The following is a 14,158-nucleotide window of genomic DNA, read 5'->3' on the forward strand; positions in this document are numbered from 1 at the left end:
CCCGCACCCCACCCGGTTCGTGGGGGGAGCGCCGCGGAAACCCTGGCGCTGGTACCACGAACCGAGGATCAGGCCCCGGGCTCGGCGTCGGACCCCGGCTCGGCGCGGTGCCGCGGTCGGGGCTCGAGGCGGTAGCGCGTGGTGCGGCTGCTGTTGGCGACCACCGCGATCGACGAGGCGTTGTGCAGCACCGCGGCGGCGACCGGTGACAGCGCGCCGGCGGCGCTGACGGCGAGCCCGGCCGCGTTGACCGCGATCGACATGCCGTAGTTCTCCCGGATCGTCGCGACCGTGTGCCGCGAGAGGTCCCGCAGCTCGAGCAGCTTGGCCAGGTCGTCGCCCGCCAGCGCGATCTCGGCGGTCTCCAGAGCCACGTCGGTGCCGCCGATGCCCATCGCGATGCCCACGTCCGCCAGCGCGAGGGCCGGGGCGTCGTTGGTGCCGTCGCCGACCATCGCCACCGTGTAGCCCTCGGCCTGCAGCGCCCGCACCACGTCCTGCTTGTGCTCGGGCATGACCTCGGCGCGCCACTCGTCGATGCCGAGCTCGGCGGCGACGGCGGCGGCCACCTGGGGGTGGTCGCCGGTGAGCATGACGATGCGCTCCACGCCGTCGGCGCGCAGCGCCCGCACCACCTCGGCCGACTCGGGGCGCACGGTGTCGCGCAGGCTGACGAGCCCGGTGAGCACGCCGTCGACGGCGAGGAGCAGCGGCGTCTCGGCCTGCGCCTGCAGCTGGGCGATCCAGCGCTCGGCGGCCGCGTCGACCGCGATGCCCTCGCGCTGCAGCAGCGCGGTGCTGCCGAGCAGCAGGGTGCGCCCGTCCGCGATGGTGCGCATGCCGAGGCCGAGGAGCACCTCGCACTCCTCGTGCTCCGGGATCGCGATGTGCCGCTCCTCGGTGGAGCGGATGACGGCCTGGGCCAGGGGGTGCCGCGAGTGGATCTCGGAGCTGGCGGTCGCTGCGCACGGCGGTGACGGGGTGCCGGACGGCGCGGTCCGCCTCGCGGTGACGTCACTGCTCCACATGCTCGACGGCGAGGCCCTGCTGCAGGCCATCCTGCCGCGCCCCGACCTGGAGGAGGAGCGGCTCGTGGCCGCCGCCGGCCTGTACGCGGCCGTGCTCACCGGCCGGCTGGACATCACCGGCGACTGAGGCGGCGACCGAACGCCGTCACCGGCCGACGGCGTACCCCTGGGCCCCGCGCGGGTTGGCGGCGCCGAAGAGCAGACCGGTGGCGAGGTCGCGTCCGACGGTGGAGATGCGCCCCAGGGTCCACGGGCCCGAGAGCGTGACGTCGTGCCCGCGCTCGCGCAGCTCGGCGACGACGTCCGCGCCCAGGCGGTCCTCGACGACGACGCCGCCGGGCTCCCACGTGCGCGGCCAGAACGAGCTGACGATCGAGGTGGTGTGGAACGCGGGGGCGTCGATCGCCTCCTGCGGGGTGTAGCCGCCGACGAGCAGGCGCAGCAGGTAGAGCAGCTGCCACTGGTCCTGCTGGTCGCCGCCCGGCGTGCCGAGCGCCGCGAACGGCACGCCGTCGCGGCTCAGCACGGTCGGGCTCAGCGTCGTGCGCGGGCGGGTGCCCGGCCGCAGCGCCGACGGGCTGGCCTCGTCGAGCCACGTCATCTGCAGCCGGGTGCCGAGGCAGAAGCCGAGCCCGGGGATGGTCGGCGACGACTGCAGCCACCCGCCCGACGGCGTCAGCGCGACGAGGTTGCCGGCCGCGTCGACGACGTCGACGTGGCAGGTGTCGCCCCGGGTCTCGCCGTTGCGGGCCACGGTGGGCTCCCCGACGCCGACCGGGCGCGCCGGCCGCCCCGCCGGCTGGCCCGGCCCGGGCGGGCCCGCGACCTCGACGTCCTCGGGTCGACGCAGGGGCGGGACGAACGGCACGAGTCCCGCCACCTCGCCCGGCCGGAACTCCAGCGACGCCGTCTCGCCGACGAGCCGGGCGCGGGCTGCGGCGTACTCGGGCGAGAGCAGGGCCTCGAGCGTGGCGCGGTCCGCCGAGCCGCCGTAGTGCGCGTCGCGGTCGGCCATCGCCAGCTTGAGCGCCTCGACGATCGTGTGGACGCCGAGCGCCGTCGAGGGGTCGAGCCGCTCGTCGGGGAGGTGGTCGAGGATGGCCAGGGTCTGCAGCAGCACGGGGCCCTGGCTCCAGAAGCCGGCCTTGTGGATCGTCGTGCCGCGGAAGGACGCGGTGACCGGCTCCTCGAGGCGCACGGGGTCGTCGGCGAGGTCTGCGAGCGTCAGCACGCCGGCGTGGTCGGTGCCCGACGAGTGCCGGTTCGGGGTGCGGCCGTGGGCGACGACGGCCTCCGCGACGCCGCCCGCGCGCCACTCGGCCCGCGCGGCGCGCACGCGGTCCTCCCGGGTGCCGCCCGCGGCGTCGGCCAGGTCGGGCGCCTCGGCGGCGGCTACGAGGCGGCGCAGCGTGGCGGCGTACGCCGGGTTGCGGACGACCTCGCCCGGCTCCGGCGCGCGGCCCTCCGGCATCCACAGCGCGGCCGAGTCGGGCCAGTGCTCGGTGAAGTGGTCGCCCATGACGGCGACGGTGCGGCACAGCTGGGCACCCGCCGCGTGCCCCTCCTCGAGGTAGTGCACCGCCGGCGCGAGCACGTCGCCGAGCTCCCACGTGCCGTGCTGCTCGAGGAGCGCGAGGAGCGACTCGACGGCGGCCGGTACGGCGGCGGCCAGCGCCCCGCTGCCCGGCACCGTGGTCAGGCCCTCCGCGCGGAGGTGCTCGATGGTGGCGCCCGCCGGCGCCGGTCCCTGGCCGTTCACGACCACGGGGTCGCCGCCCGCGGGGGCCAGGATGCCGACGAGGTCGCCGCCGGGACCGTTGAGGTGAGGCTCGACCGCGTGCAGCACGAAGGCGGCGGCCACCGCCGCGTCGACCGCGTTGCCGCCGCGCTCCAGCACGGACTGGGCGCTGCCCGCAGCCAGCCAGTGCGTCGCGGCGGCCATGCCGAACGAGCCCGTCAGCGTGGGGCGCGTCAGGTCGGCCGGCGGCGGGGTGAAGGACCGGCCGGGCGCGGAGCCGGGCGTGGGGGCGGGCGAGGGCGTGGAGGTCGCGTCGGGCACGCGTCGAGCATGCCAGGCGCGGTGACCACCGCCGGTCCGTGGTGGCCCGGGATTCGTGGTAGCAGCGCCGCGGAAAGCCTGGCGCTGCTCCCACGAACTGGGACGGGCGGGCAGGCCGTGCGCCCCTGCGGCCTCCGGCTCAGCGCCCCGAGGTCTCCTCGGCCTCCTCGACGGCCTCCTCGGCGCTGTCGCCGGTGACGTCGTGGGCTGCCTCGTCGGAGAGGTGCGCGCCGCCGAAGGGCTCGCCCGACCAGCGCAGCAGGCGCCACCCGGCGTCGGGGTCGCCCTCGAGCACGGCGCCGCCGGTGTTGCCGAGGCGGGACCCGGCGAGCTGGTCGCGGTCGGCCTGCGCGACGCGGATGCCCACGTACGCGCGGATCGCGGCGCCGTGGCTCACCACGAGCGAGGCGGCGCCGTCGGTGGACCGCTCGGCCACCACGCGCAGCGCGGCGTCGTAGCGGGCGAGGAACGCGTGGCCGCTCTCGCCGTCGACGAGGGCCGCGTCGAGGTCGCCGTGCAGCCAGGCGGCGACGCACCCGACGTACGCCCGCACGGCCTCGACGCTCGTGCCCATCTCGTGCTCACCCGCACTGATCTCCCCGAGGCCGTCGACGACCTCGAGCGCCAGCCCGTGGGCGGCGACGAGCGGGGCCGCGGTCTCCTGGGTGCGCACCCGGTCGGACGCGTGCGCCCGCGCGAAGGTCTCGCCGGCGAAGGAACCCACGAGCGCGTCGGCCTGGCGACGTCCGAGGTCCGTCAGGGAGGCGCCGGGGGCGGCGGTGTCGAGGGCACCGGCGACGTTGGAGGAGGTCTGGCCGTGCCGCACGAGGATCAGGCGCACGGGACCACCCGCGCCGGCGGGGCCGCGGTCACGGCGGGGACGAGGGGGGCGAGGGGCACGCGTCGAGCCTAGCGACCGGGGCGGCGGCTCAGCCGGGCCGGACGGTGAGCAGCTGGTTGCTCGTGCCGACGGGTCCGGTGGCGTCGTGCAGCACGCTCGTCGTCACGCCCAGCCCCTGCGGCCCGAACGAGACGGTCGTGTCGAACCCCAGCCAGTCGCCCGTGGGGGCCCGCAGCAGGTGCGCCGTCAGGTCCACGTTGGGGAACGCGACGCGGCGCGGGTCGACCCGCACCGTCATCCCGTTGCTGATGTCGAGCAGCCCCGCAGCACGGGCGGTCGGGCTCACCGGCTCGTCGGCGACGAGCGGTACGGCGGGGCGCGCCCAGAACGAGGCCCGTCCCGGCTCGATCTGGCGGCGGCGCACGTCGACCGACGCGATGAACCCGCCCGGCCAGACGGTCGTCGGGTCCCACGCCGGGACGTCCTCGGGGCCGGCGATGCGGGGCAGCGCCGACGCGGCGACGGTGGCGGTGGTGCGCTCCTCGAGCAGCCAGGCGCGCAGCGTCACCGCTGCACGACCGCCGGCGCACATGGTGGCCTGCACCAGCTCGATCGTGCGCCCGGGGCGCAGCACCTCGACCTCCACCTCGACCTCGCCGAGCGGCATGGTGCCGAGGACGTCGGCCGAGATCCGGGCGGTCAGCAGCGCGTCGTCGCGCCGGGCGTCGCGGTCGAGCTCGATCGCGTGGACCAGGAGGCCGAGGGCGGGTGCGACGTGCTGGGCCGTGGTGTCCCAGGCGCCGCCCGTGTGCTCGGTGGCCCGGAACCGGCCGGGCCCCGTCCGCTCGTAGTACGCATCGCTCACGGCGGGTCCCCCTGGTCGTCGGCGGTCCCGTCCGGGGCCGCCCGGTGATCTTCCTCGCCCCCGGCCGTCGGCGCCACCTCCACGAGCACGGAGCCGAGCGCGACCTGGGCGCCGGTGCTCGCGCCCAGGACCGCGACGGTGCCCGCGAACGGCGCGCGCAGCGCGATCTCCATCTTCATCGCCTCGAGGACGACGAGCACCTGGCCCGCCGCGACCGCGTCGCCGACGGCGGTGCGCACGTCGAGCACGGTGCCCGGCATGGGCGCGGTGAGGGCGCCGTCCCCGACCGGTGCAGCGCGGTCGCCGGGCGGCAGCGGACGGGCGAGGACGTGGCGCTGGCCGCGGTGCGCGACCTCGACCGCGTGCCGCCGGACGGCGACCGTGACGTCCACCCGCTCGCCGTCGACGAGGAGCGACAGCTCGCGGACCTCGGCCCCTCCGGCCGCGTCCCCGGTGCCCGCGGGGAGGACCCGCTCGCCGAGCAGACGCACCTCTGCGGTCCCGCCCCCCTCCGGCGTCACCCCCGTCCCGTCGACCACGACGGCGGTGCCGCCGAGCACCGTGCGCCACGGCGCGCGGGCTCCGGCGATGCGCCAGCCGTCCGACCGGAAGGCGCCGCCACCCGCCCGGGAGCGCCCGGCGCGGGCGTCGGCCCACGCGCCGACGACGAGGGGCAGCCTCGGGTCGGGCGCGGGCACCTCGGCGTGGTCGAGCCACGCGGTGTGGATGCTGGCGTCGCGGAACTCGTCCGAGGCCACCAGCGTGCGCAGGAACCCCGTGTTCGTCGTCAGGCCCAGCACGACGGTGTGGTCGAGCGCGGCCAGCAGCCCGCGCCGGGCGGCCTCCCGGTCGGGGCCCTCGGCGACGACCTTGCCGAGCATGGGGTCGTACGCCGTCGTCACCTCCTGGCCCGACTCGAGCGCGTGGTCGACGCGCACCCCGGCGGGCCACCGCACGTACGACGCCGTGCCCGCCTGCGGGAGGAAACCGCCGTGGCTGTCCTCGGCGTACACCCGCGCCTCGATCGCGTGCCCGACCAGCACGAGGTCGTCCTGGCGCACCGGCAACGGCTCGCCCGCCGCGACCCGCAGCTGCCACTCGACGAGGTCGATGCGCGCCGGCTCGCCTGCCGCGCCCGCGGGACCACCCGCCCGGCCGGCGCCCTTCACCCGGCAGACGGCCTCGGTCACCGGGTGCTCGACCTGCAGGCGCGTGTTCATCTCGAGGAAGAAGAAGTCGCCGGAGTCGACGTCGAGGAGGAACTCGACGGTGCCGGCTCCGACGTACCCCACGTGCTCGGCGAGCCGCACCGCGGCGCTCGTCAGCCGTTCGCGCAGGGCGGCGTCGACCGTGGGGCCGGGGGCCTCCTCGAGCACCTTCTGGTGGCGCCGCTGCGTCGAGCAGTCCCGCTCGAAGAGGTGGAGCACGGTGCCGTGGGTGTCGCCCACGACCTGCACCTCGACGTGGCGGCCGCGCTCGACGTACCGCTCCACGAGGATCGTGTCGTCCCCGAACGCGCTCAGCGCCTCGCGCCGCGCGGCGGCGACGGCCTCGTCGAGCTCGCCGGGCGTCCGCACGACCCGCATGCCCTTGCCGCCCCCGCCCGCGGCGGCCTTGACGAGCACGGGGCCGGACCAGTCGCCCGTGCCGCCGGCGCCGTCCGGGTCGCCGGCGTCGCCGCGCGGGACGACCGGCACCCCGGCGGCGACGGCGATCTCGCGGGCGGCGTCCTTGCGGCCCATCTGCTCCATCACGGCCGCGCTCGGCCCGACGAGGGTGACGCCCGCGGCCTCCAGGGCGGCGGCGAACGCGGCGCGCTCGGAGAGGAACCCGTAGCCGGGGTGCACGGCGTCGGCCCCCGCGGCGACCGCGGCGGCGACGACCTCGTCGACGTCGAGGTAGGACGCGACCCGCACCGCCCGGTCCGCCGCGCGCACGTGCGGGGCGCCGGCGTCGAGGTCGGTGTGGAGGGCGACGGTGCGCAGCCCCATCCGGGTCGCGGTGCGCAGCACCCGGAGCGCGATCTCGCCACGGTTGGCGACGAGCAGCGTGCGCAGGGGGCGCGCGGCCGGGGCGGTGGAGGTCGGGGTGGCGGTGCTCGGGGTGGTCATGGCCTCACATCCGGAAGACGCCGTAGGCGGGCGGGGGCACCGGTGCGCCCGCGGCGGCCGCGAGGCCGAGCGCGAGCACGCGACGGGTGTCGACGGGGTCGATGACGCCGTCGTCCCAGAGCCGGGCGGTGGAGTAGTACGGCGAGCCCTGCGCGTCGTACTGCGCGCGGATCGGCGCTCGGAACGCCTCCTCGTCCTCGGCCGACCACTGCTCGCCGCGGGCCTCGAGCCCGTCGCGGCGCACGGTGGCGAGCACCGCGGCGGCCTGCTCACCGCCCATGACGGAGATGCGGGCGTTCGGCCACATCCACAGGAAGCGGGGGTCGTAGGCGCGCCCGCACATGCCGTAGTTGCCGGCGCCGTAGGAGCCGCCGACCACCACGGTCAGCTTGGGCACCACCGAGCACGACACGGCGGTGACGAGCTTCGCGCCGTCGCGGGCGATGCCGGCGTTCTCGTACTCCCGGCCGACCATGAACCCCGAGATGTTCTGCAGGAACACGAGCGGGACGCCGCGGGCGTTGCAGAGCTCGACGAAGTGGGCGCCCTTGAGCGCCGACCCGCTGAAGAGGATGCCGTTGTTGGCGACGATCCCGACCGGGTGGCCCTCGATGCTCGCGAAGGCGCACACGAGCGTCTCGCCGTAGAGCGCCTTGAACTCGTGGAACCGGCTGCCGTCGACGATGCGGCGGATCAGCTCCCGCACGTCGTACGGCGTGCGCGGGTCGGCGGGCACCACGTCGTACAGGCTGTCGGCGGGGAACGCGGGCTCCTCGAACCCGGGGTCGTACGGCGCGCCCCGGCCGCCGTCGAGCCCTGCGGCGCCGCTGCCCGGGACGGGGGTGGGCGGCAGGGTCGCGACCGCGTCGCGCAGGATCGCCAGCGCGTGGTCGTCGTCGTCGGCGAGGTGGTCCACGACGCCGGAGCGCCGGGCGTGCACCTCGCCCCCGCCGAGCTCCTCGGCGGTGACGACCTCGCCGGTCGCGGCCTTCACCAGCGGCGGGCCGCCGAGGAAGATCGTGCCCTGCTCGCGCACGATGACGGTCTCGTCGCTCATGGCCGGCACGTAGGCGCCGCCCGCGGTGCACGACCCCATCACGGCCGCGAGCTGCGGGATGCCCTGCGCCGACATCTGCGCCTGGTTGAAGAAGATCCGCCCGAAGTGCTCGCGGTCCGGGAAGACCTCGTCCTGCATCGGCAGGAACGCGCCGCCGGAGTCGACGAGGTAGAGGCAGGGCAGCCGGTTCTGCAGCGCCACGGTCTGCGCGCGCAGGTGCTTCTTCACCGTGAGCGGGTAGTAGGTGCCGCCCTTGACCGTCGCGTCGTTCGCGACGACCACGACGGTGCGCCCGCTGACCCGGCCGACGCCCGCGACGACCCCGGCGGACGGGACGGTGTCGGGACCGCCGGGCTCCGCGCCGTACATCCCCGTCGCGGCCAGCGGCGCGATCTCGAGGAAGGGGCTGCCCGGGTCGAGCAGCCGCTCCACGCGGTCGCGCACCAGCAGCTTGCCGCGATCGGTGTGCTTGCGGCGGGCGGCCTCGGAGCCGCCGGCGCGGCCCTCGGTGAGCGCTGTCATCCGCGCCCGCAGGTCGGCGGCGAGCTCGCGCAGGTCAGCCATCGGACGTCGTCCCCTCTCGGTGGTCCCCGGTCGCGCCGGTCCCGCCGGTCGTGCCGGTCGTGCCGCGCTCGGCGAGGCGCAGCACACGCCGCGCCTGGGCGTAGATGGGCCCGTCGACCATGCGGCCGCCGTGGGTGCCGACCCCGCCGGCGGCGTGGGCGGCGAGCAGGTCCCGCGCCCACGCGACGCGCTCGGCGTCGGGCGCGAAGGCCGCCCGGATGACCGGCACCTGGCTCGGGTGGATCGCCACGCCGGCGTCGAAGCCGACCGCGACGGCGTCCTCGCAGGCGGCGCGCAGGCCGTCGGTGTCGGCGATGTCCATGTGCACGCCGTCGAGGGCGAGGCGCTCCGCGGCCTTGGCGGCGACGAGCACCCGGGAGCGGGCGTAGCGCACGACGTCGCGGTAGGAGGAGTCCGCGCGGCGGCTCGCGGTGCCGCCCAGCCCGGCGACCAGGTCGTCCGCGCCCCACATCAAGGCGACCACGCCGGGCACCTCCGCGAGCACACCGGCGCGCTCGACGCCCCGCGGCGTCTCGACGAGGCAGAGCACGTCGTGGCCCGCGGCGACGACCTCGGCGATCTCCGCCGGGCGCTCCGCCTTGGGCAGCATCACGCGGCGCACGCCCGTCGCGGCGGCGAGGGCGAGGTCGGCGGCGAGGTGCGCCGTACCGGCCGCGTTGACGCGCACCACGGTGCGGTCGGGATCGAGCACCCCGTCCGCCGCCAGCTGCCGTACGGCGGCCCGCGCCGCCTCCTTCGCCGGCTCGGCCACCGCGTCCTCGAGGTCGAGGATCACGACGTCGGAGCGCTCGAGCGCCTTGGCGTAGCGCTCCGGGCGGTCCGCGGGGCAGAAGAGGAAGCCCGGGCCCGGCTCCCAGGCGCTCACGCGGCGCCCCCGTCGGCGCCCCCGTCGGCGCCCGGCGTGCCGTCCGGGGCGGTGCGCACGAGGGTCTGGCGGGTGGCGGTGGCGACGACCACGCCGTCCTGGTTGCGCGCCGTGTGCTCGAGGGTGACGACGCCCTCCCCGGGCCGGCTGCGCGAGAGGCGCTTGTCGACCACGAGCGTCTCGGCGTAGAGCGTGTCCCCGTGCCGCACCGGCGCCGGGAACGCGATCGCGGAGAACCCGAGGTTGGCCACGATCGTGCCCTGCGTCAGCTGCGCCACGGACAGCCCGACGAGGGTGGAGAGGGTGAACATCGAGTTCACCAGCCGCTCGTGGAACGGGCCCTGCTCCGCGCTGGCCGCGGCGTCGAGGTGGAGCGGCTGCGTGTTCATCGTCAGCGTCGTGAAGAGCACGTTGTCGGTCTCCGTCACCGTGCGTCCGGGGCGGTGCTCGTAGACGGTGCCGACCTCGAGCTCCTCGAACCACAGGCCGCGCTGGGTGATGCGGCGCCGCTCGGCGCCGCTGCCCGTCGGGTCGCTCATCGGGCCGCTCACTCGACCGGGAGACCGAGGCCGCGGGCGATGAGCATGCGCTGCACCTCGGAGGTGCCCTCGCCGATCTCCAGCACCTTGGCGTCGCGGTAGAACCGGGCGACGGGGTACTCCTCCATGAAGCCGTAGCCCCCGAACACCTGTGTCGCGATGCGCGTCGCGGTCACCGCCGCCTCCGTCGTCTGCAGCTTCGCGATCGAGGCGGCGTGCTTGAACTTCTGGTACGGCGCGCCCGCGTCCTTCAGCGCCGCCGCCCGGTAGGTGAGCATCCGGCCCGCCTGGAGCATCACCTCGAGGTCGGCGACCTGGAACGCCACCCCCTGCTTGCGCCCGATCGGGCCGCCGAAGGTCTGGCGCTCGCCGGCGTACGCGACGCAGAGGTCGAGGCAGGCCTGCATGCAGCCGACGCTCAGCGCCGAGATGGCGACCCGGCCGTCATCGAGGGTGGCGAGGAACTGCGCGTAGCCGCGGCCCCGCTCGCCGAGCAGGTTCGCGGCCGGCACCCGGCAGTCCTCGAACGACAGCGGGTGGGTGTCCGAGGCGTGCCAGCCCAGCTTGTCGTAGGCCTTCTCGGCGGTGAAGCCGGGCGTGCCCGCGGGGATCATCAGCGTGCTGATCTCCGGTCGGCCGTCGGGGCGCGTGCCGGTGCGGGCCGTGATGTTGACGAGGCTCGTGATGGCCGAGCCCGAGTTGGTGATGAACTGCTTGGCGCCGTCGACCACCCACTCGTCGCCGTCGAGGCGCGCCTTGGTGGCGGTCGCGCCCGCGTCGGACCCGGCGCCGGGCTCGGTGAGCCCGAAGCCCGCGAGCGTGCGGCCCGCGACGAGGTCGGGCAGCCACGTCTCCTTCTGCTCCGCCGTCCCGTAGGTGAGCACCGGGTTGATCCCCAGCCCGACGCCGGCCTGCAGCGTGATGCCCATCGACTGGTCGACGCGCCCCAGCTCCTCGATCGCCAGGCAGAGCGACGTGAACCCGCCGTCCTCGCCGGAGAGCCCGGCCCCGCCGTACTCCTCCGGCGCGGTGAGCCCGAACAGGCCGAGGTCGCCCATCCGGTGCACGACGTCCGTCGGGAAGTGGTGCTCGCGGTCCCAGCGCGCGGCGTGCGGCGCGATCTCGGCCTCGGCGAACTCCCGCACCGAGCGGCGGAACTCCTCGTGCTCCCGTGACAGCTCGAACATGACGTCCTCTCGGATGGGGTGGCGCGACCGTCGGTTAATGCTCGCTAACCGCGGGCGGGGTGAGGTTATCGGTCGTTAACCCAGCGGGCAAGAGGTGGGAGGGTGGGCGCCTCACGCGCCGCCGAGGCCGAGCAGGTCGGTGCTGCGCTCGCGCATCTCGACCTTGCGGACCTTGCCGGTCACGGTCATCGGGAACTCGTCGACGACGAGCACGTGGCGCGGGATCTTGAAGTGGGCCAGCCGGCCCTCGCAGAAGGCGCGCACGGCGGCCGCGTCCAGCGGCTCGGCCCCCGCGCGCACCCGCACCCAGGCGCAGAGCTCCTCGCCGTACCGCTCGTCGGGCACCCCGACCACCTGCACGTCCTCGACGTCGGGGTGGGCGTGGAGGAACTCCTCGACCTCGCGCGGGTAGATGTTCTCGCCGCCGCGGATCACCATGTCCTTGATGCGGCCGACGATGGTGCAGTAGCCGTCCTCGCGCATGACGGCGAGGTCGCCGGTGTGCATCCAGCCGTCGGCGTCGACCGCCTCCGCGGTCTTCTCCGGGTCGTCCCAGTAGCCGAGCATGACGCTGTAGCCGCGCGTGCAGTACTCCCCCGGCTCGCCCCGCTCGACGGTCGCGCCGCTCACCGGGTCGACGACCTTGACCTCGAGGTGCGGGTGCACCCGCCCGATGGTGGCGGTACGGCGCTCCGCGTCGTCGTCGGCCAGGGTCTGGCACGACACGGGCGAGGTCTCGGTCATGCCGTAGGCGATGGACACCTCGGCCATGTGCATCTCCTCGACGCAGCGCTTCATCACCTCCACCGGGCACGGCGAGCCGGCCATGATCCCGGTCCGCAGGCCGGTGAGGTCGGTGGTCGCGAAGTCGGGGTGGTTCTGCAGCGCGATGAACATGGTGGGCACGCCGTAGAGGGCCGTGCAGCGCTCCTCGGCCACGACCCGCAGCACGGTCGCGGGGTCGAAGGCGGGGCCCGGGACCACCATCGTGGCGCCGTGCGTCACGCACCCCAGGTTCGCCATCACCATCCCGAAGCAGTGGTAGAAGGGCACGGGGATGCACAGGCCGTCGGCCGCGGTCAGGCGGATCGTCTCGGTGACGAGGTGGCCGTTGTTCAGGATGTTGCGGTGGCTGAGCGTGGCGCCCTTGGGGAAGCCCGTCGTGCCGCTCGTGTACTGGATGTTGATCGCGTCGTCCGGAGCCAGCGTCGCGGCGACCTGCGCGGTGGCGTCGTCGGGCAGGTCGGCGCCCGCGGCGGCGAGGGCGGCCCAGTCGTCGGTGTCGAGCAGCACGACCTCGCGCAGCGCCGGGCACTGGTCGCGCACGCCGTCGAGCATCGCCCGGTAGTCGCTGCCACGGAACCCGCTGGACGCCACCACCAGCGAGACCCCGCTGCGGTGCAGGGCGTAGGCGAGCTCGTGGCTGCGGTACGCCGGGTTGATCGTCACCAGCACCGCCCCGATCCGCGCCGTGGCGAGCTGGGTGATCGTCCACTCCGCGCAGTTGGGCGCCCAGATCCCGACCCGGTCCCCCGGCTGCACCTCGCGGGCCAGCAGGCCTCGGGCGGTGCGCTCGACGTCGTCGGCCAGCTCCCGCCACGTCCACCGGCGCCCGCTCGCCACCTCGACGAGCGCCTCGCCGTCGGGGTGCGCGGCCACGGTGCGGGCGAACGCCTCGCCGATCGTCTCCTCGAGCAGCGGCGGCTCGGTCGGGCCGGAGTCGTAGGACAGCATGCGGGTCTCCCTCGTCGTGGCGGACCCCGCCAGCCAACCCGCCTGTGACCCGCGACACAACCCTCCGGGGAGGGGTACGGCGCGCTCGCCCCGGCGTCGCGGTAGGAGCGGTAGTCGGTGGCTATCGCTGGTACCGCGACCCTCCGCCGGTGGTTGAGGTGCTCGCGCTAGCTGTGATGTCCAGGGACGTTGGTCAGCCTGGTGATGGGTGGGTGGCCGCCGATGGCGGTGTGGGGCCGGTGGTGATTGTAGAAGTGCAGCCAGGTCTCGAGGGTGTCGTCGCGTTGCTGGGTTGAGGGGTAGTGGCGGGCGTAGGCCCAGCCGTCGGCGAGGGTGCGGTGGAAGCGTTCGATCTTGCCGTTGGTCTGGGGCCGGTAGGGCCGCGTGCGTTTCGCGGTGATGGCCAGTTCGGTGCATGCCTGGGTCCAGGCGTGGGACGCGTAGGCGGAGCCGTTGTCGGACAGCACCCGTTCGACGGTGACGCCGTGGGCGGCGTAGAACTCCACGGCGCGGCGAAGCACCGCGATCGCGGTGGTGGCTTTCTCGTCGTGGTGGATCTCGGCGTAGGCGATGCGGGTGTGGTCGTCGATGACGGTGTGGACGTGGGCGGTGCCGATGCGGGGGCGGTAGTGCTGGCCACGTTGACCAGTGCGGTGCGCGGTGGCACGGGCGTTGCGGAACCCTTGTTGACGGGTGGTGAAGCGGTGACCGCCGCCGTCGGGGATGTTGGCGAACTTGGTGACGTCGACGTGGATCAGCGCCCCGGGGTGGGGGTGTTCGTAGCGGCGCAGGGGCTCGCCGGTGACGCGGTCGATGTAGGACAACCGGCTGATGCCGCAGCGCACCAGCACCGCGTGCACGGTCGAGGCCGGCACCCCTGCGTGTGCGGCGATCTGGACCGGCCCGAGGCGTTGGCGCCAGCGCAGCCGCACGATGCGGCGCACGGTGGCGGGGTCGGTCTTGGTGGGGCTGGTGCGGGGTCGTGAGCTGCGGTCGACCATGCCGGCGGGGCCTTCGTGGCGGTAGCGCTGGGCCCACTTGGCTGCGGTGCGGGGGCTGACCATGAACATCTTCGCGGCAGCGGTGTGGGTCCAGCCGGTTTCCACGATCAGGCGGGCAAGACGTAGACGAGCGCGTGGGGTCAGTGCGGCGTTAGCGTGGGACATGAAGGCCTCCGGTGGGTGAAGCGGTACCTCGACAGCTCCACTTCACAACCGGAGGCCTTCGCCTGTCAGACAGGCTCACCGCCAGGTAGCGGGACAACCTCCCTGGACATCACAGCTAGCG

Annotated in this window: 12 protein-coding genes; 1 reads left to right on the forward strand and 11 read right to left on the reverse strand. The window is 75.2% G+C overall.

The genetic code is table 11. The annotated features are described in order from the left end of the window. Positions 1 to 68 precede the first annotated feature (68 nt). A complete protein-coding gene (locus tag KK617_RS09810; RefSeq protein WP_277499818.1) occupies positions 69 to 944 on the reverse strand; it encodes an HAD-IC family P-type ATPase in 876 nt (291 codons plus the stop codon). On the opposite strand from KK617_RS09810, the gene KK617_RS09815 reads away from it, so the two are divergent. Further along, the gene (locus KK617_RS09815; protein WP_277499820.1) at positions 838 to 1,155 is read left to right on the forward strand and encodes a hypothetical protein; all 318 of its coding nucleotides are present in this window, start codon (positions 838 to 840) and stop codon (positions 1,153 to 1,155) included. The two genes, KK617_RS09810 and KK617_RS09815, sit on opposite strands and share 107 nt — an antisense overlap. A gap of 18 nt (positions 1,156 to 1,173) precedes the next feature. On the opposite strand, the gene KK617_RS09820 is transcribed toward KK617_RS09815, so the two are convergent. The 10 genes from KK617_RS09820 to KK617_RS09865 form a co-directional block, all read right to left on the reverse strand. Beyond that, positions 1,174 to 3,087: a gamma-glutamyltransferase gene (locus tag KK617_RS09820; protein ID WP_346812957.1), complete on the reverse strand. Its 1,914-nt coding sequence runs from the start codon at positions 3,085 to 3,087 to the stop codon at positions 1,174 to 1,176. Between the two features lie 139 nt (positions 3,088 to 3,226). Continuing rightward, positions 3,227 to 3,928 carry a histidine phosphatase family protein gene (locus tag KK617_RS09825; RefSeq protein ID WP_277499805.1) on the reverse strand — a complete coding sequence of 234 codons (702 nt, stop codon included), beginning with the start codon at positions 3,926 to 3,928 and terminating at the stop codon, positions 3,227 to 3,229. Between the two features lie 88 nt (positions 3,929 to 4,016). After that, positions 4,017 to 4,793, reverse strand: coding sequence for a thioesterase family protein (locus tag KK617_RS09830; protein WP_277499806.1), 777 nt, complete (start codon positions 4,791 to 4,793; stop codon positions 4,017 to 4,019). Beyond that, positions 4,790 to 6,904, reverse strand: a complete 2,115-nt coding sequence (locus KK617_RS09835) for a biotin carboxylase N-terminal domain-containing protein (protein ID WP_277499807.1) — start codon at positions 6,902 to 6,904, stop codon at positions 4,790 to 4,792. The genes KK617_RS09830 and KK617_RS09835 overlap by 4 nt, the downstream gene beginning before the upstream one ends. Positions 6,905 to 6,908: 4 nt before the next feature. After that, the gene (locus KK617_RS09840; RefSeq protein WP_277499808.1) at positions 6,909 to 8,525 is read right to left on the reverse strand and encodes a carboxyl transferase domain-containing protein; all 1,617 of its coding nucleotides are present in this window, start codon (positions 8,523 to 8,525) and stop codon (positions 6,909 to 6,911) included. After that, positions 8,518 to 9,411: a CoA ester lyase gene (locus KK617_RS09845; protein ID WP_277499809.1), complete on the reverse strand. Its 894-nt coding sequence runs from the start codon at positions 9,409 to 9,411 to the stop codon at positions 8,518 to 8,520. Before KK617_RS09845 ends, KK617_RS09840 begins: the two co-directional genes overlap by 8 nt. After that, positions 9,408 to 9,950, reverse strand: coding sequence for a MaoC family dehydratase (locus KK617_RS09850; protein ID WP_277499810.1), 543 nt, complete (start codon positions 9,948 to 9,950; stop codon positions 9,408 to 9,410). Before KK617_RS09850 ends, KK617_RS09845 begins: the two co-directional genes overlap by 4 nt. 8 nt (positions 9,951 to 9,958) lie before the next feature. Then, on the reverse strand, positions 9,959 to 11,137 hold the full coding sequence (locus KK617_RS09855) for an acyl-CoA dehydrogenase family protein (protein WP_277499811.1): 1,179 nt from the start codon (positions 11,135 to 11,137) through the stop codon (positions 9,959 to 9,961). Positions 11,138 to 11,248: 111 nt separating this feature from the next. Further along, positions 11,249 to 12,871, reverse strand: a complete 1,623-nt coding sequence (locus KK617_RS09860; protein WP_277499812.1) for an AMP-binding protein — start codon at positions 12,869 to 12,871, stop codon at positions 11,249 to 11,251. Positions 12,872 to 13,038: 167 nt separating this feature from the next. Continuing rightward, positions 13,039 to 14,037 (reverse strand): IS481 family transposase, encoded by a 999-nt coding sequence (locus KK617_RS09865; protein ID WP_277499813.1) that lies wholly within the window; start codon positions 14,035 to 14,037, stop codon positions 13,039 to 13,041. Positions 14,038 to 14,158: the final 121 nt, after the last annotated feature.

Source organism: Nocardioides sp. ChNu-99, from assembly GCF_029493445.1.
Classification (GTDB): domain Bacteria; phylum Actinomycetota; class Actinomycetes; order Propionibacteriales; family Nocardioidaceae; genus Nocardioides.